Here is a 19,889-nt window from a genome sequence, read left to right as displayed (position 1 = left end):
GTGCCTCGTCGATGACCGTGCTCGGCATTCGATAGATAAGCTTCGTGCCCATCGCGATTCCTCCTTCTCGTGTTCCCTTGCCACTGGGGCCAGGGTGTTGCACTAGAAGTTAGAAACCGCCACGCCGTTGTCGACACTCTGCGTCCTGAAGTCTGTTGAGAGCGGCCCCGTCGGCCCGCGCGGCGCCGGAGCTGCGCCGCATCCCACGATGCCACTGGTTTCGCAGGTGTTCCACGCGGACCGTCACTGTTCACAGCGGGCCCCTTGTCTCGAACAACGGATCTAGTAGACCTCACCATCGAAATCCGTTACAGTGATCGGCAACAGTGATCCGTGCCACACGTTCCGTCGGCACCGGGTCGACACGCACAAGGCGGGAATCGATATGCATGCACTACTGGAACGGCGAACACCACGAGGGACGCGGAGCTCCGTTCACCCTCACCAACCCCGCCACCGGTGAGGCGACCGGCGAGTACGCACTCGCCGACGCCGCCGATGTCCGCGACGCCGTCGCCGCGGCGAAGGCCGCCTATCCCGGCTTCAAGGCACTGACCCCCGGCGAGCGCGCGACCTCCTGCTGCGCCTCGCCGACGAACTCGAGAAGCGCAGCGACGAGCTCGCCGCGCTCGAATCGCAGCAGACCGGCAAGTCGATCCGACTCGCCACCGAATTCGACGTCCCCGGCTCGATCGACAACGCCCGCTTCTTCGCCGGGGCCGCCCGGGCGCTGACCGGGCTGTCAGCGGGCACGTACTGGGAGCAGTCGACGTCGATGATCCGCCGCGAACCTCTCGGCGTCATCGGCTCGATCGCCCCGTGGAACTACCCGCTGCAGATGGCGGCATGGAAGATCCTGCCCGCCGTGGCGGCGGGCAACACGATCGTGCTCAAGACCTCGGAGATGACGCCGGGCACCTCGCTCATCCTCGCCGAGGCGGCCACCGCAGCGGGCTTCCCGCCCGGGGTCATCAACGTCATCGCCGGCGACGGCAAGGAGGCCGGCGAAACCCTCGTCACCCACCCCGACGTCGTCATGACCTCCTTCACCGGGTCCACACCGGTCGGCAGGCGGATCATGGAGCTCGCCGCCGCCAAGGGCAGCCGCGTCCACCTCGAGCTCGGCGGCAAGGCCCCGCTCGTCGTCTTCGCCGATGCCGACATCGAAGCCGCCGCCCGCGGCGCCGTCGCCGGCTCGCTCATCAACTCCGGGCAGGACTGCACCGCCGCGACCCGGGCGATCGTCGCCGCCGAGCACTTCGAGGCGTTCACCGACCGGGTCGCCGAGCTCATGGACGGCGTCCGCCTCGGCGATCCCGCCGTTCCGGCCACGGACATGGGCTCGCTCATCTCACTTACCCACCGCGACCGGGTCGCTGCCATGGTCGCCCGCGCCGGAGACACCGGGGCGACGATCCGCACCGGCGGAGAGATCCCGACGACGAACCACCTCGGCGAGGAACTGCCGGGCACCCCGGAGACGACCGCGTACTACGCTCCGACGCTCATCACCGGCATCGACACCGACGCCGAGGTGTGGCGTGACGAGATCTTCGGACCCGTGCTCGTCGCGGTCCCCTTCGACACCGACGACGAGGCGATCGCGCTGGCCAACGACACCCCGTACGGGCTCGCGGCGAGCGCGTGGACGCGGTCGACGAACCGCACCCTGCGGGCGGCCGCGGACATCGAGGCCGGCTGCGTGTGGATCAACGAGCACATCCCCATCGTCTCCGACATGCCCCACGGCGGGTACAAGGCCTCGGGGTTCGGCAAGGACATGAGCCAGTACTCGTTCGACGAGTACACGCAGATCAAACACGTCTTCATCGACCAGCATGAGGACCCGCATCACGCGTGGCAGGACACGATCTTCACGACGTGATGGACACCCGGGCCCCGGCAGCCGATCCTGCCCGCCCGGATCACCAGCACCCCCTCATACCCCACCACCTCGCGCCGCCATGGGCGTGCGCGGATCACAGCGACAGAGCAGTCGGGAGGACACATGGACGTTGACATCCTCGATGTCACGATCTTCGACGGGCACGACATCGTGCCCGGGAATCGGGTGAGCATCCGCAGCGGAACGATCAGCGAGATCGGCACCGGACCGGCCGACAGTCCCACGGCGGAGACGATCGACGGGGCCGGAGGCCTGCTCACCCCCGGGTTCGTCGACGCCCACGTCCACACGTCCGGCGGCGGCCTCGAATCGCTGACGTGCGATCTCAGCGACGCCGTCGGCGTCGACGCGGTGCGGGCGCGGATCGCCGCACACCTGGAGACGACGGAGGGCTGGCTCACCGGCGGCGGCTGGTCGATGGCCGACTTCCCCGGCGGGCGCCCGCGCGGACCTCCTCGACGAGCTCAGCCCCTTCCGTCCGATCATGCTCGTCAGCGCCGACCACCACTCGGCGTGGGTGAACTCGGCGGCGATGGCGCTCGCCGGACTCGACGCGGACACGCCGACCCCGGCCGGCGGGGTCATCGAGAAGGACGAAGACGGCACACCCACCGGCTGCCTCCACGAATCGGCGATGGACATCGTCGGCGCCCACCTGCCCGTCCCCTCCGACGCCGAGATGCGCGCGGGGCTGCTCGCCGGGCAGGCGGAGCTGCTCGCGCTCGGCATCACCGGCTGGATGGACGCGATCATCGGCGACTACTCGGGGCACCGCGACGCCTTCGACACGTACGTGCGCGCCGTCGACGCCGGCGAACTCGACGCCGAGGTCGTCGGCAGCCTGTGGTGGCCCCGCGACGTCACCGACGTCGACGCCCAGGTCGCGAAGTTCGTCGAGCGCAAGCGCACCGCCGGGGCGTTCCGGACGCATTCGGTGAAGTTCATGCTCGACGGCATCGTCGAATCCCGGACCGCGGCGATGAGCGCGGAGTACACGTGCGCGTGCGGCGGCTTCGGGACGTCGTACTTCACCCGTGACCACCTCCACGCGGCGTTCGCCGCCCTCGACGCCGCCGGATTCGACATCCACTGCCATGCGATCGGCGACGCCGCGGTGACCGCGGCCCTCGACGCGTTCGCCGCCGTCGCCGACTCGGACGCCGGGCTCCGACCCGACGCCCGGCACCACATCGCCCACGTCCAGGTCGTCGACCCCGCCGACGTGCCGCGCTTCGCCGAGCTCGGGATCACCGCGAACCTCCAGGCCCTGTGGGCGTGCCGGGATCAGCAGATGATCGACCTCAACATCCCGTGCCTCGGTGAGGAGCGGGCGGCGTGGCAGTACCCGTTCCGGTCCTTCGCCGAGGCGGGCACCCACCTCGCGATGGGATCAGACTGGCCGGTCTCCACCCCGGATCCGTGGCAGGCCGTCCACGTCGCCGTCAACCGCTCCCACCCGGAGGAGGCCGACCCCGCACCGCTCGGACCCGACCAGGCCATCGACGTGCTCACCGCCCTGCGGGCCTACACCGCAGGCTCCGCGCACCTGCTGCGCGCCGAGCACAACGGCCGCATCCGCCTCGGCGAGCCCGCGAATCTCGCGCTCGCGAGCGCGGACCCGTTCGCCCTCGACCCCGCCGACCTCCACACCATCACCAACCGGCTGACCGTCTCCGGCGGCCGGATCGTCCACCGGGCGTGACCCAGCACCCTCTGCGAAACCCTCTGCGAAACCCTCTGCGAAAGGCAGCCATGACCACAGAAGAACGATCCGGGGATCTCGAGATCCGCGGAGTGAAGAAGGACTTCGGCGGCGTGACCGCGATCGAGAAGCTCGATCTCACGGTCCGCGAAGGCGAGTTCCTCTCCCTCCTTGGGCCCTCGGGCTGCGGGAAGACGACGCTGCTGCGGATGATCGCCGGCTTCGAGTACCCGACTGCTGGCCAGATCCTCCTCGGCGGCACCGACCTCGTCGGCCGTCCGCCCCACAAGCGGCCGGTCAACACGGTGTTCCAGTCGTACCTGCTCTTCCCGCACATGAACATCGCCGACAACATCGCCTACGGGCTCAAGCAGTCGAAGACCCCGAAGGCCGAGATCGCCGACCGGGTCCGCGAGGTCCTCTCGCTGGTGCGCATGGAGGAGTTCGCCGGGCGCAAGCCCGAACAGCTCTCCGGCGGCCAGCAGCAGCGCATCGCCCTGGCCCGGGCGCTCGTCAACCGGCCCAAGGTGCTCCTCCTCGACGAGCCGATGTCCGCCCTCGACCGGAAGCTGCGCGAGGAGATGCAGCTCGAGCTCAAGCGCCTCCACGCGGGACTCGGCACGACCTTCGTCTTCGTCACCCACGACCAGGAGGAAGCGCTGGCGATGAGCGACCGGATCGTCGTCATGTACGACGGCGTCGTCCAGCAGGTGGGCTCCGGGGAGGAGATCTACGCGGCCCCGAACAACGGCTTCGTCGCCGGGTTCATCGGCAAGCAGAACTTCGTTCCCGTCACCGTCGCCGAGGTGGGGCCCGGTCATGCGGATCTGCGCAGTGAGAACGCGGTCCTGCGCACCTCGGCGCTGGCCCAGCGGCCCGCGACGGCGGGCACCGCGACCGCTGAGACGACGGCTCCCCTGACGACGGGGATGACCGTGCGCGCGGCGATCCGGCCCGAGCGGCTGCGCGTCTCCGCGGTCGACCCGAGCGCGGGGACCCGGCCGAACACGGCCGTCGCGACCGTCATCTCGACGTCCTACCTCGGCGATGTCGTCCAGTACATGGTCAAGGCCGGGTCGAACGACGAACTCCTCGCCCGGGTGCCGGCGTCGGGGGCGACGATCTTCGACCACGGCGACGAGGTGGCCCTGTCGTGGGACGAGGATGCCGTGGCGGTGTTCGCCGATGAGTGAGCAGCAGCCCGTCTCCGTCCTCGCCCCACCGGCCGCCGCCCGACGCATCACCCGCCGGGCAGCGCTCGCGGGCATCGGCGTCATCGGCCTCGGGGCGCTCTCCGCCTGCGGCAGCTCCACGGGCATGGCCGCCTCCCCGGCCACCGACGGCGAGCTCGAGGACAAGCTCAACCTCTACACGTGGGGCGACTACGACTCCCCCGACCTGCTCTCGAGATTCCGCGACGACTTCGACGTCCTCCTCCAGGTCGACTCGTACGGGTCGAACGAGGAGCTCATCGCGAAGCTCTCCTCAAGCCGCGGGACCTCCGGCTACGACGTCGTCGTCCCCACCGGTTCGCAGCTCTCCCGGTTCACCAGCCACGACCTCCTCCAACCGCTCGACCTCTCCCTCATCCCGAACTTCCAGACGATGGACCCGAACTTCATCCACCAGGACGTCGACCCGAACAACGAGTTCACGATCTGCAAGGCGTGGGGCACGACCGGGTACGCGTACCGCACCGACGTCATCACCCGGGAGATGACGTCGTGGCAGGACTTCATCGACGCCGCTCAGAACGAGGCCTCGGGCAAGACCTCGCTCCTCGACGATGCGCTCGAGGTCTCCTCGATCGGTCTGACGAGCCTGGGCTACAGCATCAACACGACGAACGAACAGGAGATCGCCGAGGCGCGCGCGATCATCGTCGACCAGGTCGCCCCGCATGTGCGGGCGTACTTCGGCAGCGCCTCGACGGGCATCATCCAGGGCAGCTTCACGCTCATGCACTCCTACAACGGCGACGCCCGGCAGGGCTTCGGCGAGGTCGAGGATCCCGAGAACTGGAAGTTCGTCTTCCCGACTCCCTCGGCGAACCTCTGGATGGACACGTGGGCGATCGCGACGGGGGCACCGCATCCCGACGCCGCACATGCGTTCATCAACTTCATGATCGATCCCGCCAATTCGCTCGAGCAGATCGAGTACATCGGCTACCCGATCGGCGTGCAGGGCTCCGAGGAGAAGGCGAAGGAAGCCGGTGTCGAAGGCCTCGACATGATCTTCCCGCCGCAGGAGGTCCTCGACCGGCTCGAGGCCGGGGTCTTCAACGACAAGATCCAGCTGCTCGTCGACACACTCACCGAGGCCAAGAGGAGGTCGGGAGCATGATCCCGCTGCGCAACAGAATCTTCGGGGCGGCGGCCCTGTCGTTCCCGACCTGGGCCTACGTCGTCTTCTTCTTCGTCATCCCGGTGGCGATGGTGATCTTCTTCAGCTTCGGGTACAAACCCGACATCTACACCGCGGTCGCGCTCGATGAGCTCAGCTTCGATCGCTTCCCCGAGGCGCTCACCCCGGCGTTCATCTCGACGTTCCTCGCCACCCTGCGGATCTCCCTGCTCGGGACGTTCCTCTGCCTCATCATCGCCCTGCCCTTCGCCTACTGGATCGCGGTGAAGATCGCCCCGGCCCACCGCGGGCTCGCTCTCGCCCTCGTCATGGTCCCGTTCTGGACGAACTTCCTCGTGCGCACCCTGGGCTGGCAGATCATCCTCTCCCCCAACGGGTTCGTCTCCGAGGGACTGATGAGCCTCGGCCTCACCGAGGATCGGCTCGACATCCTCTACACCCATGCCGCGGTGCAGATCGGCGTCGTCTACAACTACCTGCCGCTGATGATCCTGCCCCTCTTCGTCGCGATCGACCGGTCGGGCCAGAAGCTGCGGGAAGCCAGCTACGACCTCGGCGCGGGCAAGGTGAAGACGTTCCTCCGGGTCACCCTGCCGATGGCGATGCCGGGCGTGATCTCCGGCTGCCTGCTCGTCTTCATCCCGCTCAACGGCGACTACGTCACTGCGACGGTCCTCGGCGGGGCGAGCGGATCGATGGTCGGGCAGCTCATCGCCGAGCAGTTCAACGCCGCTCAGGACTGGGCGCTCGGGGCGGCCATGGCGGTCATCCTCATCATCTCCACGCTCATCGTCGTCGGCGTCGGCTTCGCGATCCTCAAGGTCGGGCAGCTCATCGCGGCGCGCACGAACAGCGTTCCGCTGACCAACGGGAAGGCATGACCATGGCGTTCACAGCACATCGACCGCTCACCGACCGGCTGCTCACGATCTGGGGCGTCCTCGTCTTCATCTACCTCTTCCTGCCGATCATCGTCATCGTCGCGTACTCGTTCAACAACGGCACGGTGCTCGCGAACTTCGACGAGTTCGGCTTCCGCGCCTACACCTCGGGCCTGAGCAACGACACGATCGTCAACTCGGTGATCACGAGCCTCCAGGCGGCCGTCGGCTCGTCGCTCGTCGCGACGTTCTTCGGCACCCTCGGCGGGGTCGCCCTGGCCCGGGCGAAGAGCGGCGTGTGGTGGGCCGTCGGCCTCACCGTCGTCCTCGGCATCACGCTCTTCACCCCGGAGATCGTCGACGGCATCGCATTCCTGCCGTGGTTCGTCACCCTCGGCGTCGACTGGGGCCTCACCCCGTTCAACTCCGGCATGGTCCGCCTCATCATCTCCCATGCGATGTTCTCGATGGCCGTCGTCACGTTCATCGTGCGGGCGCGGTTGGCGGGGATGAACCGGCAGCTCGAGGAGGCCTCGGCGGATCTCGGGGCGACCTCGTGGGCGACGTTCCGCTCGGTCACCCTGCCGATCGCGGCCCCCGGCATCTTCGCCGGCGCCCTCATGGCGTTCACGCTCAGCCTCGACAACACGATCCTCTCGAGCTTCGTGCAGCTGCCGGGCTCGACGCCGTGGCCGGTCTACATCTTCTCCGCCGTCAAGGTGGCCCTGCGCCCCGAGGTGGCGGCGATCTCGACGCTGATGTTCGTCCTCACGCTCATCGCCCTGGCGATCTGCGCGCTCGCGCTGCGCCGGTCCGGCGGCAGTTCGACGGAGATCATCAAGACCATGGCAGGATGAGCGCCGAGGCGGTGCGAATCCCCACCAGCGACCATGAGTTCCAGCACCACCAGTACCAGCACCACCAGTGCCGTTCGGCGGACCGACCGCCGGCAGGCAGAAGCGATGCCGCAAGGCAGAAAGCGAAGTGACATGGACGTCAAAGCCGCATTGGCCGACGCCTCCACCGTACCGTTCTGGCTCGACACCGACGCCCGGCCGCAGCCGCTGCCGCCGCTGGCGGCCGACCTCGAGGCCGATCTCGTCGTCGTCGGCGGCGGGTTCACCGGGCTGTGGACGGCCCTCCAGGCGAAGGAGCGCGACCCCGACCGGCACGTCGTCCTCCTCGAGGCGAACACCGTCGGCTGGGCGGCCTCGGGCCGCAACGGCGGGTTCTGCGCAGCCAGCCTCACCCACGGCTACGACAACGGCGAGTCGCACCTGCCGGCGGAGAACGAGCGCCTGGCAGCCCTCGGCCGGGAGAACCTCGACGCGATCGAGGCCGCCGTCGTCCGCTACGGCATGGACTGCGAGTTCGAACGCACCGGCGAACTCGACGTCGCGACCGAGGACTACCAGGTCCCCGGTCTGCGGGAGGCCCACGACCCCGATGCCGGGTTCGTCTTCCTCACCCAGGAGGAGCTCGCGACGATCGTGAAGTCCCCGACGTACAAGGGCGCGCTGTGGGACTCGCGGGAGGTCGCGATGCTCAACCCGGCGAAGCTGTGCTGGGAGCTGCTGCGCGTCATCCGGGACCTCGGTGTCGAGGTCTACGAGGGCACGAAGGTCACCGACGTCAGCGACCGGAAGCAGACGGTCGCGGTGACCACCGAACCGGTCTCCGGTGCCGCCACGGCGGCCGGAACGGCGACGATCACGGCGCAGCGGGTGGCACTGGCGACGAACGTCTTCCCCTCCCTCCTCAAGCGGGCGAGCCTCCACACCGTGCCCGTCTACGACTATGCGCTGATGACGGAACCGCTCAGCGACGACCAGATGGCGGCGATCGGCTGGGAGGGCCGGCAGGGCATCGGCGACTGCGCGAACCGCTTCCACTACTACCGGCTCACGGCCGACAACCGCATCCTCTTCGGCGGCTGGGACGCCGTCTACCACTACGGGCGGCAGGTGTCGTGGAAGTACGACCAGAACCGGGAGACCTTCGAAACCCTCGCCCAGCACTTCTTCGAGACGTTCCCGCAGCTCGCGGACGTGAGGTTCACCCACAAGTGGGGTGGGGCCATCGACACGTGCTCCCGGTTCTTCGCGTTCTTCGTCACCGCCTACGACCGGAAGGTCGCGATGGCGGCCGGGTTCACCGGCCTCGGCGTCGGCGCCTCCCGGTTCGCCGGCACCGTCATGCTCGACCTGCTCTCCGGTGAGGAGACCGAGCTGACGCAGCTGGAGATGGTGCGCAGGCGGCCGCTGCCGTTCCCGCCCGAACCGGTGGCGTGGCTCGGCATCAGGATGACGACGAACGCTCTCATCAAGGCCGATGAGAACCAGGGCAGGCGCGGCCCGCTGCTCAAGGTCCTCGACGCCGTCGGCATGGGCTTCGACTCCTGAGCCGCCGGGCCGGGCTCCTCTGCGCGCTTGATAGACTCTTCCCGAGCGCGGGAGGAGCTCCCGCGCCCCGTTGTGAAGGAGTCAAACACGCATGGCACGTGTCGTCGTTGAAGTGATGCCCAAGCCCGAGATCCTCGACCCGCAGGGCAAGGCGATCTCCGGTGGTCTCGCTCGACTGGGGTTCCCCGGTTTCGGTGAGGTCAGGCAGGGCAAGCGCTTCGAACTCGAGGTCGAGGGAGAAGCCACCGACGAGGTGCTCGCCCAGGCGCGCGAAGCCGCCGAGACTCTCCTGTCGAACCCCGTCATCGAGAACGTCGTCGCCGTCCGCGTCGCCGAGGACGCCTGATGACGGCCACCGCCGCGACCGACTCGGCAACCGCCTCGGCGTCCGGTCCGAGGATCGGCGTCGTCACGTTCCCCGGCACCCTCGACGACCGGGACGCGGCGCGCGCGGTCACCCTCGCGGGCGCCTCGGCGGTCAATCTCTGGCACGCCGACTCGACGCTCTCCGGCGTCGATGCGGTCATCCTGCCCGGCGGGTTCTCCTACGGGGACTACCTGCGGGCCGGAGCGATCGCCCGCTTCGCCCCGATCATGGACGCCGTCGTCGCGGCCGCGAACGCCGGCATGCCGGTGCTCGGCATCTGCAACGGCTTCCAGGTCCTCTGCGAGTCCCATCTTCTGCCCGGGGCGCTCATCCGCAACGAGGAGCAGCACTTCGTCTGCCGCGACCAGGATCTCCTCGTCGAGAACGCGGACACCGCGTGGACCGGCGACTACGAGCAGGGACAGACGATCACGATCCCGCTGAAGAACGGCGAGGGCGGCTACGTCGCCACCGACGAGGTGCTCGACGAGCTCGAGGCGACCGGTCGCGTCGTCTTCCGCTACCAGGGCCTCAACCCCAACGGCTCGCTGCGTGACATCGCCGGCATCACGAACGAGGCGGGCAACGTCGTCGGACTCATGCCCCACCCCGAGCATGCCGTCGAGGCCGGCTACGGCCCCGCGGGCACCGGCGTCGACGGGCAGGGGTTCTTCTCGTCCGCCGTGCGCACTCTGCTCGCGTCCCGCTGAGACCAAACACGCGAATCGGTCCCGGTTCCCCGACTCAACCTCGGGGACCGGGACCGATCTCGTTTCGCCGTCCGGCCGGGACGAATCACCGACCTGACGGGAGTTCTGTCATCCTTTCATCTGTCCGCGGCGGCGGGCGAAGAGGACCGCTCCCGCTCCTGCGAGGATGAGGATGGCGCCGGCGCCGAGGCCGGTGAGTTCTGCACCGGTGCGGGGCATCGACCCGTTGTTGCCGCCGCCGGAACCGCCCCCGCCGTTGCCGCCGCCGCCACCGCCACCGGAGCCGGTGACCGTGAACCCGCTGTTCATGACGTAGTCGCCGCAGGTGGCTTGGACGGTGTACTTGCCGACGTACGCCGCGGGATCGTTCTCCAGACCGTAGGTCTGCACCGCGGCGACATCTCCGCCGTCGGCCGGGGCCGTCCGGTCGTAGAGGAGGACGTCGCTGCTGTTCCAGACCTGGAAGCGGACCTCATCGGCGACCAGGCAATCGACGACCGCCATCGTCACGCCCTTGTCGCGGTTGACGAAGTCGGCGCCGGAGATCGTCTCAGGCCAGACCGAGAGGGTGGGCTCAAGAGTCTCATCGCCGTCCGCGGTGACGGTGAACGTGCCCTCCTGGAACATGTCACCGCAATCGGCCGTGACGAGGTATCGCCCGATGAATGCGACCGGGTCGGTATCGCCGACCTCGGGCACCCAGGTCACCACGGCGGCGGTGTCCTCACCGGCTTCCTGGCTCGCTTCGAAGACCACGGTATCCGGGTCATAGGCGGTGGTGATCATGATGTTGACGTCGGAATCCATCCGGCAGCCGGACATCATCACGGTCACACCGCTGGTGAGGAAGTCGGAGACCTGCTGCGAACCCGGGGTGATGTCGAGAGTCGTGCCCGATGGCGGCGGCTCGGTCTCGTCACCGACGACGGTGGCGCTGGCCGAATACGTCTCGTTCTGGTCGCCCCGCTGAACGCTGACGGTCACCGTGACGGTGTCGCCGGGCTCGTAGGCGCCCTCGGTGTAGTACACACCGGTGAATGAACCGTCGGAGTCCACGGTTGCATGGGTGCCGTCGCCGTCGCCCCATCCGATGTCATCTCCTGCGAGGACACCGTCGACGAAGAATCGAATGCCTTTGTCGGGGTCGCTGAGGTCCGACACCGTGACCTCATCGGACTCGAGGTACATGGTGGCGTCGATCGGCTCATCTGTGGGGGATTCGGTCGGGGTCTCGGTGGGGGTGCCTTCGACGTCCGCTTCGGCGGGAGTCGAGAGATCGGTGGAGCCATCGGTCGCGGCTTCGTCCGTCGCGCCGGACGAGTCATCGCTGCCGGTGGAGTCGTCGCTGCCCGAGGTGTCGGCAGTGCTCATGTCACCGCCGGAGCTGTCGTCGGTTCCCTGCGACGTGGAGTCATCGGCGCCGGTGTCCGTGCCGGTGTCCGTGCCGGTGTCGGTGCCCGTGTCCGTGGTGTCGCCGGGCGGGGTTCCGCCGTCGGCGGTGCCGTCGGGATCCGGCATGGCCATGAGGGTTGTCTGCCCCGCTGCTCCGTCCGCTGCCACGGAGGCGGCGGCCGGCAGGGAGCCCATGGTGGCGACGGCGAGTGCCACCGTCGTCGCGAGGATGAGGCGTTTCATGATCGTCCTTCCAGCGGGGCCTGGAGCTGCCACGGTGCTCGTGGCTGCTTGTCGAGGACACTACGTCTGTGCGCCCCGTCCGGGGACTTATGAACATTGAGTTCATGACGATTCTGTGATGCAGGTCACGGCGTCCTGTTATCGTTCCGTCACTGTTCGGATGATCGGCGCGCACGGCGGGGTCTGTCGCGGGGCCGGACGCTGCTCTCACGCCGGCAACCCGGTGGCCCAGGTGGCACCGGATTCTCCGCTCGATCCGCAGGCCGTCAGGCAGGCGGTGTCGACCGATCCGAGGACTTCGCACAGGCCGCCATGCCGACATCACGATTCGGCAGACCCTGCCGTCGGAGCCTGAAAATCGTTACCACCGGAACCTGTTGACATGCGCGCCGCAGAGTGGGTGTGCGCACCCACGGGACGAGGCCGGCCGCTCCGCTGGTCGGGGACGGCGAAGGCCCCCGAGTGTCCCTCGGGGGCCTTCTGCGGAGGACGGCCTGTCCTGCCTCGGTTCGGTCAGTCCGTTCCCCTCCCGCCGAGCGGCGGCTGAGCCTCCGAGCGCCCGCCCGGGTCGGTCGACGCGTCGTTCCGCACGCCGGACTCGTCCCTGACCTCGCCTGATTCCCGCGGACCAGCGGCAGGCTCCGTCGCCCCAGCGGCAGGCTCCGTCGACCCCGTGGAAGCCTCCTCGGCCACTGCGGCGTCGCCGGCGTCCTCGGCCAGCGCCGCGGCATCGGCGGCGAGCCCGGGTTCGGTCTCCGCCTCGGCGAGGACCTCAGCGGTGAAGTGCTCCTCGGCGTCCTCACCTCGGAACTGCGACATGTAGAGGCGGTAGTACGCGCCCTCGGCGGCGAGGAGCTCCTCGTGGTTGCCGTGCTCGACGATCGCACCGTTCTCCATGACGAGGATGGTGTCGGCATCGCGGATCGTCGAGAGTCGGTGCGCGATGACGAACGACGTCCGGTCGGTGCGCAGGGCCGCCATCGCCTGCTGCACGAGCAGCTCGGTGCGGGTGTCCACCGACGAGGTCGCCTCGTCGAGGATGAGCAGCGAGGGATCGGCGAGGAACGCCCGGGCGATCGTGATGAGCTGGCGCTCACCGGCAGAGACGCTGCCACCGTCGGCGTCGATGACGGTGTCGTAGCCGTCGGGCAGCTGCCGGACGAAGCGGTCGACCATCGTCGCCTTCGCGGCGTCGATGACCTCCTCGTCGGTGGCGTCGAGTCGTCCGTACCGGATGTTGTCGCGGATCGAGCCCTCGAACAGCCACGCATCCTGGAGCACCATGCCCACGTGCGACCGGAGGTCGGCACGGGTGAGATCGCGGATGTCGACCCCGTCGAGGTAGATCGTCCCGCCGGTGAGCTCGTAGAAGCGCATGACGAGGTTGACCAGCGTCGTCTTGCCGGCGCCCGTGGGACCGACGATCGCGACCGTGTGGCCGGGATCAGCCGTGAAGGAGACGTCCTCGATGAGCGGGGTGTCCTCGGTGTAGCGGAAGCTGACATGCGAGAAGTCGACCCGCCCGGGAGTCCGCGGAGGCAGCGCGGCCGTCGCCTCGTCGGGCTCCTCCTCGTCGGCGTCGAGGAGCTCGAACGTGCGCTCGGCCGAGGCGACACCGGACTGGAGCATGTTCGCCACTCCGGCCATCTCCGAGATCGGCTGCGAGAACTCCCGCGAGTACTGGATGAACGCGGTCGCATCGCCGAGCGTCATCTGCCCCGAGGCGACCCGCAGGCCGCCGGCGACGGCGATGAGGACGTAGCTGAGGTACGACACGAACTGCATCGAGGGCATGATCATCCCGGAGACGAACTGGGCCCCCGACGATGCGGCGTAGAGCTCTTCGTTGCGGCGGTCGAACTCGTCGAGCATGACCTTGTCGCGGCCGAAGGCCCGCACGACGTCGAGCCCCGAGAACGACTCCTCGACGTGGCCGTTGACCTCACCGGTGTACTTCCACTGCGCCTTGAACTTCTTCTGCGCCTGGGAGCCGATGACGCCGGCGATTATCGCCGACAGCGGCAGGGCGATGAGGGCGAGCAGCGCGAGCTGCCACGAGACGATGAACATCATCACGCCGATGCCGACGATCGTCAGCGCCGATTGGACGAGTTGGGAGAACGCCTGCTGGAGGGCCTGCTGGATGTTGTCGACGTCGTTCGTCACCCGCGACATGACATCCCCGCGCTGCCGCGTGTCGAAGTACCGCAGCGGGAGCCGGTTGATCTTGCGCTCGATGTCCTCACGGAGGCGGTAGACGACGCGCATGACGAGGGCGTTGAGGATGTAGCCCTGCGCCCACATGAGCATCGAGGCGACGAGGTACATGAGGAGGACGACGATGATGATCTGCCCGAGTGCCGTGAAGTCGATGCCCTGACCGGGGACGACTCCGGCAGTCGCGAGCATGTCGGCGTAGTCGTCGCGGCCTTCGGCACGGGCGCCGGCGATGATGTCCTCGATGTTCGCGCCCGCCGGCAGCTGGGAGCCGATGACTCCGGAGTAGACGACGTCCATCGCCTTGCCGAGCACCTTCGGGGCGATGACGGTGAGGACGACCGAGCCGATGACGAGGAGGACGACCTTGACGAGTCCCGCCTTCTCGTCGGCCATGAGTCCGAAGAGGCGCTTGACCGAGGGCCAGAAGTGCTTGGCCTTCCGCGGCGGGGTGCCGCCGAACATGTCTCCGTCGGCTTCGGAGGGGATGAAGTCCTCGGCGAGTTCGGCCTCGGCGGTGGCAGCGGTCGTGCCGGACGTCTCTGCGGTCGTCGTGTCGACGGGATCCTTCTTCGCCATGTCAGTTCACTCCTTCCGCGGTCAGCTGGGATTCGACGATCTCCTGATAGGTCGGGTTCGTCTCGAGCAGTTCGTCGTGGGTGCCGCGGCCGACGATCTTCCCGTCGTCGAGGACGAGGATCTGATCGGCCTCGCGGATCGTCGACACGCGCTGGGCGACGACGATGACCGTCGCCTCCCCCGTCGTCTCGGCCAGGGCCTCGCGCAGTCGGGCGTCGGTGGCGACGTCGAGCGCGGAGAACGAATCGTCGAAGACGTAGACGAGCGGTTTCGCGGCAAGCGCGCGGGCGATGCAGAGGCGCTGCCGCTGGCCGCCGGAGAAGTTCGTGCCGCCCTGGGAGACGCTCTCGTCGAGCCCGCCCGGCTTCTCGGCGACGAAGTCCGCGGCCTGCGCGGTCTCCAGCGCCTCCCACAGCTGCGCGTCGTCGGCGTGCTCGCTGCCGAAGCGCAGGTTCGAGGCGATCGTGCCGGAGAACAGGTAGGGCTTCTGCGGCACGAGGCCGACGACCTCGGCGAGCTGGTGACGGTTGAAGGCGCTGACCGGTGTTCCGTCGATGAGCACCTGACCCGACTGCGGGTCGATGAGGCGCGGGATGAGTCCCACGATCGTCGACTTGCCGGAACCCGTCGATCCGATGATCGCCGTCGTCGTGCCCGGTCGTGCCGTGAACGAGAGGTCCTCGAGGACGGGGACCTCGGCTCCGGGATAGCCGAAGGTGACATTCCGGAACTCCAGCTCGCCTCGGCGCGGGAGTTCGTCGACGCCGTCGGGGACGACCATCGACGAGGTGGTCTCGAGGACTTCGCAGATGCGCTCGGCGCAGACGACGGCGCGCGGGATCATCATCATCATGAACACGCCCATCATCACGGCGACGAGGATCTGGAGGAGGTACTGGAGGAACGCGGTGAGCGAGCCGACCTCCATCTGACCCGCATCGACGCGGTGGCCGCCGAACCAGAGCACGGCGGCGGTGGCGATGTGGAGGATCATCATGATCGCGGGGAACATGAGGACGAAGAGGTTGCCGACCTTGACGGAGGTCTCGGTCAGGGCGCGGTTCGCGTCGGCGTACCGGTCGGCTTCGAAGGGCTCGCGGACGAAGGCGCGGATGACGCGGATGCCGGTGATCTGCTCACGGAGGACGCCGTTGATGTCGTCGACCTGATCCTGCATGCGGCGGAAGAGCGGCATGAGGAGGACGACGAGGATGCCGACGACGATGAAGAGCGTCGGCACGGAGACCCAGACGAGCCAGGACAGTCCCGCATCCTCGCGCAGGGCCATGATGATGCCGCCGATGCACATGATCGGTGTCGAGACCATGAAGTTGAGCGTCATGAGCACGAGCATCTGCACCTGCTGCACGTCATTGGTGTTGCGGGTGATGAGGGTCGCGCTGCCGAACTTCCCCACCTCGAGGGTCGAGAGGCTGTCGACATGGCTGTAGATCGCGCGGCGGATGTCGCGGCCCACGCCCATCGCGGTGCGGGCACCGAAGAAGATCGCGGTGACCGCGGTGATGACCTGGACGAAGCAGACGATGAGCATCGTCATGCCCGTCGACCAGATGAAGTCGGTGTTGCCGGCGGCGACGCCTTCGTCGATGATCCGGGCGTTGAGGCTGGGCAGGTAGAGAGCGGCGATCGTCGAGGCCAGCTGGAGGATGACGACGAAGACGATGAAGAGCCAATAGGATTTCGCGTATTTCAGGGTGAGGCGCAGAAGTGCCACAGTGTCCGTCCTGGATGTGAGAAGCCGACATGACGGCGTCATGAGTTGGAAGAGCGCAACGAACCATCCTACATCGATCGTCCTCCTTCGCAAGAGCGTGCCATGGTACTGTTCTCGAATCCAGTGGACCACGCGGCACTGACACGGACGCCGGTTCCGCGTGCCTCCTCGCATCTTCGACACGTCCCCGTAGGCTGGAAATCATGAGCACAACACTGCAGGATCTCGTCAATCGCGCCGTCTTCCTCTCCACGGAGATGCAGACGCACTTCGGCAGCGTCATCGCCGGCGCCGCCTGGGAGGTGGACTTCTCCGCAGACCCCACTCTGACCTTCGACGTCGAGGGCGGGGAGCCGCTGCGCACCCGCCCCCACCTCGTCGGCTCCGAATCGAGTTCGCAGGGCACGTGGCTGTGGGGCTGGGAGAACATCAACGGGTTCCCCGAGGCGGTCGTCGGCCTCGCCCACGAGGTGCGGAAGTTCGGTGCCGCGGAGGGCATCAGCGATCTCGTCACGCCGGAGATCGACCTCGACGACGAGCTCGCCCTGCGGCTCACGCTCGCGGCGAAGGAGGCGACGGGCAAGTGGGCGCACTATCCGGCCGCCGCCGGTGCCGGCACGACCGTGTGGGTGCTCGTCGACTCCCCCGCCCTCGCCCTGCCCGCACCCACCGTCAAGGCGTCCGTGAGGGCGCTCATGCAGGGGCTGACGCAGACGACGGTCGACGATCATCGGGCCGCGCTCGCGGCGTACGCCGACCGGCGCGGGATTCCGACCGCCGAGCTGCCCGACGGCGGTGTCCGCATGCTCTTCGCCGACGGCAGCGCCGATCTCAGCTTCGATGAGCAGAGCCGCATCTCCAACTGCGAAGTCCATGCCCCGCTCGAGGGCGAGGCGGCCGACCAGTTCTCCCGGATCACCGGCATCACCGTCACCGAGGCGGCGCCGCAGGAACCGTCGACCGCCGCCGGCACCCCTGCGGCTGGGTCCCCTGCAGCTGAGTCCCCGGACCGTGCAGCTGCCGCGGGCGCGGACCGCTCCCCTGCGGCAGCCGCTTCGGCAGGGACCGCGGCAGCGGCGTCGGCAGGGACCGCGGCGGACGAGCGAACCTCGGAGACGACGGGGCCGGCGCTCCGTCGGAGTCCACGACGCAGGGCGACGGCGAGGATGCCGCCGGCCGTCGCACCGAGCCCGCGGAGCCGCGGCAGCCGTCCGCCGGCGAGACCTCCACCGAGACGGCAGCTCCCGCAGCCGAGACCGCGCCGCCGGCTGATCGCACCGAGGCAGAGGCACCGACCGAGACTCCCGCCGCTCAGCGGGACGAGCACGCCGCTGAGCGGGCCGCTGACGAGTCCACGACGGACGAGCCCAAGGGGAAGAAGAAGGGACTGTTCTCGCGGCTCTTCGGCCGCTGAGCATCGTCCACTGCCGACACTGAGGCGCCGCACCGGGTGGTGCGGCGCCTCAGTCGCTCCTGTCGTGCGCGCACAGCATCGCGGAGCCGGTCAATCACCGGTTGATCGGCTCGCTCGGCTCCCAGCTGAACTCGCGGTCGAAGAGGTAGCGCCGTTCGGGGTCGCTGACGAGGGTGACGTCGAGTCCGTCGCCGGTCAGCCGCACCTGCCCCGAGGAGTCGATCGCGTAGTCGAGTGAGGTCTCGAGCACCGGATCGCGGACGAGTCCCTGATCACCGTCGAGCTTCGGGAAGAGGGTGACGTCGAGCCGCCCGCTGTCGTCGGCCCCGGGGTCGGCGGCGCTCACCGTGTACCTGCCGTCCTGGAAGCTCCCGTCGGCGTAGCGGATGCTCAGACGCGCTCGGCCGTCGAACGCATTCTGCCCGAAAGCGACCTGGCTGATTTCGGCACCCTCAAGGGTGCGGCTGCCGCTGTCCGTCGCCCGGTAGACCCCGGCGACTGCGGGCACGGGGTCGGGCTGACCCCAGTTCGCGCGGAGCCCGAAGGCCACTCCCGACCCGATGATGAGGAGCAGCGCGAGAGCGGGTGACGTCCATTTCGTGACGGCGACGACGATCCGGTGGGACGAGATGCGACCGTGGACGGGCCGGCCGGTGGGCAGCCCGAGCAGGAAGCGGCCGAGGCGGATGAGGTTCGGAGCCAGCAGCACGATCCCGGCCACGGCCATGAGGCCCGACAGCTGCTTGACCGGGACGTCGAAGGTGAGGTTGAGCAGGAAGACGACGGACATGTCGACAGCGGCGAGGAGCGCGCCGAGCCACACGGTGCGCCGGAAGAGGAGGAGGACCGCCGCGAGCACCTCGGCAAGGCCGGCGAGCACCTGGACCGTGGGAGAGAACGCCATGAATCGCCAGAGCACGCCCATCGGGCTCATCTCACCGTATTGGACGAGAGCATCGGAGAAGTCCGCATAGCCCATCTGGACGAGGTAAACCTTCGACCATCCGTAGATGAGCAGGTACCCGGCGAGCCAGATGCGCAGCACCCAGTGGGCTGCCCAGAGTGCGCTGCGGAGGATCGACCGTGCCCGTGACGGCCGTGCCGCCGCATCGTCGGCATCCGGCTGGACCTGAGTGGGTGCTGTGTCGTTGCGCATGGCTTCAGGCTATGCGCGCCGAGGCGGTCCGCTCCATCCGGAATCCACACCGACCGAGGGCGGGAAAACCCCACCCTGACCCGGGCACAGAGGAAGGGTGCGGCCTGGATGGAGTTCTGCGCGGATTGACCGCGGGACAGCGGCACCGTTGAATGAAGCCATGATCACGATCGCTCCGGCCGACTTCTCCGATCCGGCCCTCCTCGATTTCCTCCAGCAGCACCTCGCCGATATGTCCCCGACGGCGCCGGAGGAATCACGGCATGCCCTCGACGCGAGTGGACTGCAGAGCCCCGGTGTGCGACTGTGGGCGGCACACGATGAGCCCTTCCTCGTCGGCACGATCGCCCTCGCCGAGCTTGAGCCCGGGCATGAGGAGATCAAGAGCATGCGGACCTCTCCGGTGCATCGCGGGAAAGGGGTCGCGTCCCGTCTGCTCGAGCATGCGCTCGGTGACGCGCGCTCACGCGGGGTCGAACGGGTGTCCCTCGAGACGGGGAGCATGGAGTTCTTCGCGCCGGCCCGGGCCCTGTACCGCAAGGCCGGATTCGTCGAGACCGAGCCCTTCGGGAGCTACCGTGCGGATTCGCACAGTGTCTTCATGACACTGTCGCTGACGACATGACGATAGGGGCAGAGACAGTCGTGAATGCAAAAAGTGGGGGCACCCCCCATAAGGAGTGCCCCCACCAAAAGAATTGCGGCAGTCACTTACTCTCCCACAACCACCAAGTTGCAGTACCATCAGCATGACATGGGCTTAGCTACCGGGATCGGAACGGTTAACCGGGCGTTTCCCCACCACTATCACCACCGCA

12 protein-coding genes, 1 rRNA gene and 3 pseudogenes are annotated in these 19,889 nt (G+C 68.3%); 11 read left to right on the top strand and 5 right to left on the bottom strand.

Features of this window, described 5'->3' with window-relative positions:
* Nucleotides 1–389: 389 nt before the first annotated feature.
* The 9 genes and pseudogenes from AC2W7K_RS17245 to purQ all read left to right on the top strand — a co-directional run bounded on the left by AC2W7K_RS17245 (nt 390) and on the right by purQ (nt 10,335).
* Nucleotides 390–1,885, top strand: a pseudogene (locus AC2W7K_RS17245) (aminobutyraldehyde dehydrogenase).
* Nucleotides 1,886–2,008: 123 nt separating this feature from the next.
* Nucleotides 2,009–3,608 (top strand): annotated as a pseudogene (locus tag AC2W7K_RS17240) (amidohydrolase).
* Between the two features lie 50 nt (nt 3,609–3,658).
* Nucleotides 3,659–4,801 carry an ABC transporter ATP-binding protein gene (locus tag AC2W7K_RS17235; protein ID WP_198500513.1) on the top strand — a complete coding sequence of 381 codons (1,143 nt, stop codon included), beginning with the start codon at nt 3,659–3,661 and terminating at the stop codon, nt 4,799–4,801.
* Nucleotides 4,794–5,954 (top strand): polyamine ABC transporter substrate-binding protein, encoded by a 1,161-nt coding sequence (locus AC2W7K_RS17230; protein WP_198500512.1) that lies wholly within the window; start codon nt 4,794–4,796, stop codon nt 5,952–5,954. Before AC2W7K_RS17235 ends, AC2W7K_RS17230 begins: the two co-directional genes overlap by 8 nt.
* Nucleotides 5,951–6,856: an ABC transporter permease gene (locus AC2W7K_RS17225; protein WP_198500511.1), complete on the top strand. Its 906-nt coding sequence runs from the start codon at nt 5,951–5,953 to the stop codon at nt 6,854–6,856. The genes AC2W7K_RS17230 and AC2W7K_RS17225 overlap by 4 nt, the downstream gene beginning before the upstream one ends.
* Nucleotides 6,857–6,858: 2 nt before the next feature.
* Complete coding sequence (locus tag AC2W7K_RS17220; protein ID WP_232623832.1) at nt 6,859–7,713, top strand: ABC transporter permease; 855 nt, start codon at nt 6,859–6,861, stop codon at nt 7,711–7,713.
* 132 nt (nt 7,714–7,845) lie between these two features.
* Nucleotides 7,846–9,258: an NAD(P)/FAD-dependent oxidoreductase gene (locus AC2W7K_RS17215; RefSeq protein WP_198500509.1), complete on the top strand. Its 1,413-nt coding sequence runs from the start codon at nt 7,846–7,848 to the stop codon at nt 9,256–9,258.
* A gap of 91 nt (nt 9,259–9,349) precedes the next feature.
* Nucleotides 9,350–9,604, top strand: coding sequence for a phosphoribosylformylglycinamidine synthase subunit PurS (gene purS, locus AC2W7K_RS17210; protein WP_137826828.1), 255 nt, complete (start codon nt 9,350–9,352; stop codon nt 9,602–9,604).
* Nucleotides 9,604–10,335: a phosphoribosylformylglycinamidine synthase subunit PurQ gene (gene purQ, locus AC2W7K_RS17205; protein ID WP_198500508.1), complete on the top strand. Its 732-nt coding sequence runs from the start codon at nt 9,604–9,606 to the stop codon at nt 10,333–10,335. The genes purS and purQ overlap by 1 nt, the downstream gene beginning before the upstream one ends.
* A gap of 108 nt (nt 10,336–10,443) precedes the next feature.
* Here the strand turns inward: purQ and AC2W7K_RS17200 are convergent, their stop codons facing one another.
* From AC2W7K_RS17200 to AC2W7K_RS17190, 3 genes are all read right to left on the bottom strand, one after another.
* Nucleotides 10,444–11,970 carry a hypothetical protein gene (locus AC2W7K_RS17200; RefSeq protein ID WP_486006449.1) on the bottom strand — a complete coding sequence of 509 codons (1,527 nt, stop codon included), beginning with the start codon at nt 11,968–11,970 and terminating at the stop codon, nt 10,444–10,446.
* A gap of 513 nt (nt 11,971–12,483) precedes the next feature.
* The gene (locus AC2W7K_RS17195; RefSeq protein ID WP_232623831.1) at nt 12,484–14,766 is read right to left on the bottom strand and encodes an ABC transporter ATP-binding protein; all 2,283 of its coding nucleotides are present in this window, start codon (nt 14,764–14,766) and stop codon (nt 12,484–12,486) included.
* A gap of 1 nt (nt 14,767) precedes the next feature.
* The gene (locus tag AC2W7K_RS17190; RefSeq protein WP_198500506.1) at nt 14,768–16,501 is read right to left on the bottom strand and encodes an ABC transporter ATP-binding protein; all 1,734 of its coding nucleotides are present in this window, start codon (nt 16,499–16,501) and stop codon (nt 14,768–14,770) included.
* Nucleotides 16,502–16,704: 203 nt separating this feature from the next.
* Here AC2W7K_RS17190 and AC2W7K_RS17185 point away from each other — a divergent pair.
* Nucleotides 16,705–17,088: pseudogene (locus tag AC2W7K_RS17185) on the top strand (DUF6882 domain-containing protein); the annotation flags it as partial.
* A gap of 921 nt (nt 17,089–18,009) precedes the next feature.
* On the opposite strand, the gene AC2W7K_RS17180 reads toward AC2W7K_RS17185, so the two are convergent.
* Nucleotides 18,010–19,071 (bottom strand): DoxX family protein, encoded by a 1,062-nt coding sequence (locus AC2W7K_RS17180; RefSeq protein ID WP_232623830.1) that lies wholly within the window; start codon nt 19,069–19,071, stop codon nt 18,010–18,012.
* A 160-nt stretch (nt 19,072–19,231) separates the two neighbouring features.
* On the opposite strand from AC2W7K_RS17180, the gene AC2W7K_RS17175 reads away from it, so the two are divergent.
* A complete protein-coding gene (locus AC2W7K_RS17175; RefSeq protein ID WP_198500504.1) occupies nt 19,232–19,696 on the top strand; it encodes a GNAT family N-acetyltransferase in 465 nt (154 codons plus the stop codon).
* Between the two features lie 73 nt (nt 19,697–19,769).
* Here AC2W7K_RS17175 and rrf read toward each other — a convergent pair.
* Nucleotides 19,770–19,889: ribosomal RNA gene (gene rrf, locus AC2W7K_RS17170) — 5S ribosomal RNA — on the bottom strand.

It is taken from the genome of Brevibacterium sp. LAARM2_SD2 (assembly GCF_057364785.1).
This window is presented reverse-complemented; position numbering and strand designations above follow the sequence as displayed.

Coding starts and splice junctions, on each gene's coding strand:
- AC2W7K_RS17230 (WP_198500512.1), top strand. CDS start 4,794: ATGAGTGAGCAGCAGCCCGTCTCCGTCCTCGCCCCACCGGCCGCCGCC.
- purQ (WP_198500508.1), top strand. CDS start 9,604: ATGACGGCCACCGCCGCGACCGACTCGGCAACCGCCTCGGCGTCCGGT.
- AC2W7K_RS17225 (WP_198500511.1), top strand. CDS start 5,951: ATGATCCCGCTGCGCAACAGAATCTTCGGGGCGGCGGCCCTGTCGTTC.
- AC2W7K_RS17220 (WP_232623832.1), top strand. CDS start 6,859: ATGGCGTTCACAGCACATCGACCGCTCACCGACCGGCTGCTCACGATC.
- AC2W7K_RS17200 (WP_486006449.1), bottom strand. CDS start 11,970: ATGAAACGCCTCATCCTCGCGACGACGGTGGCACTCGCCGTCGCCACC.
- AC2W7K_RS17175 (WP_198500504.1), top strand. CDS start 19,232: ATGATCACGATCGCTCCGGCCGACTTCTCCGATCCGGCCCTCCTCGAT.
- AC2W7K_RS17195 (WP_232623831.1), bottom strand. CDS start 14,766: ATGGCGAAGAAGGATCCCGTCGACACGACGACCGCAGAGACGTCCGGC.
- purS (WP_137826828.1), top strand. CDS start 9,350: ATGGCACGTGTCGTCGTTGAAGTGATGCCCAAGCCCGAGATCCTCGAC.
- AC2W7K_RS17235 (WP_198500513.1), top strand. CDS start 3,659: ATGACCACAGAAGAACGATCCGGGGATCTCGAGATCCGCGGAGTGAAG.
- AC2W7K_RS17180 (WP_232623830.1), bottom strand. CDS start 19,071: ATGCGCAACGACACAGCACCCACTCAGGTCCAGCCGGATGCCGACGAT.
- AC2W7K_RS17215 (WP_198500509.1), top strand. CDS start 7,846: ATGGACGTCAAAGCCGCATTGGCCGACGCCTCCACCGTACCGTTCTGG.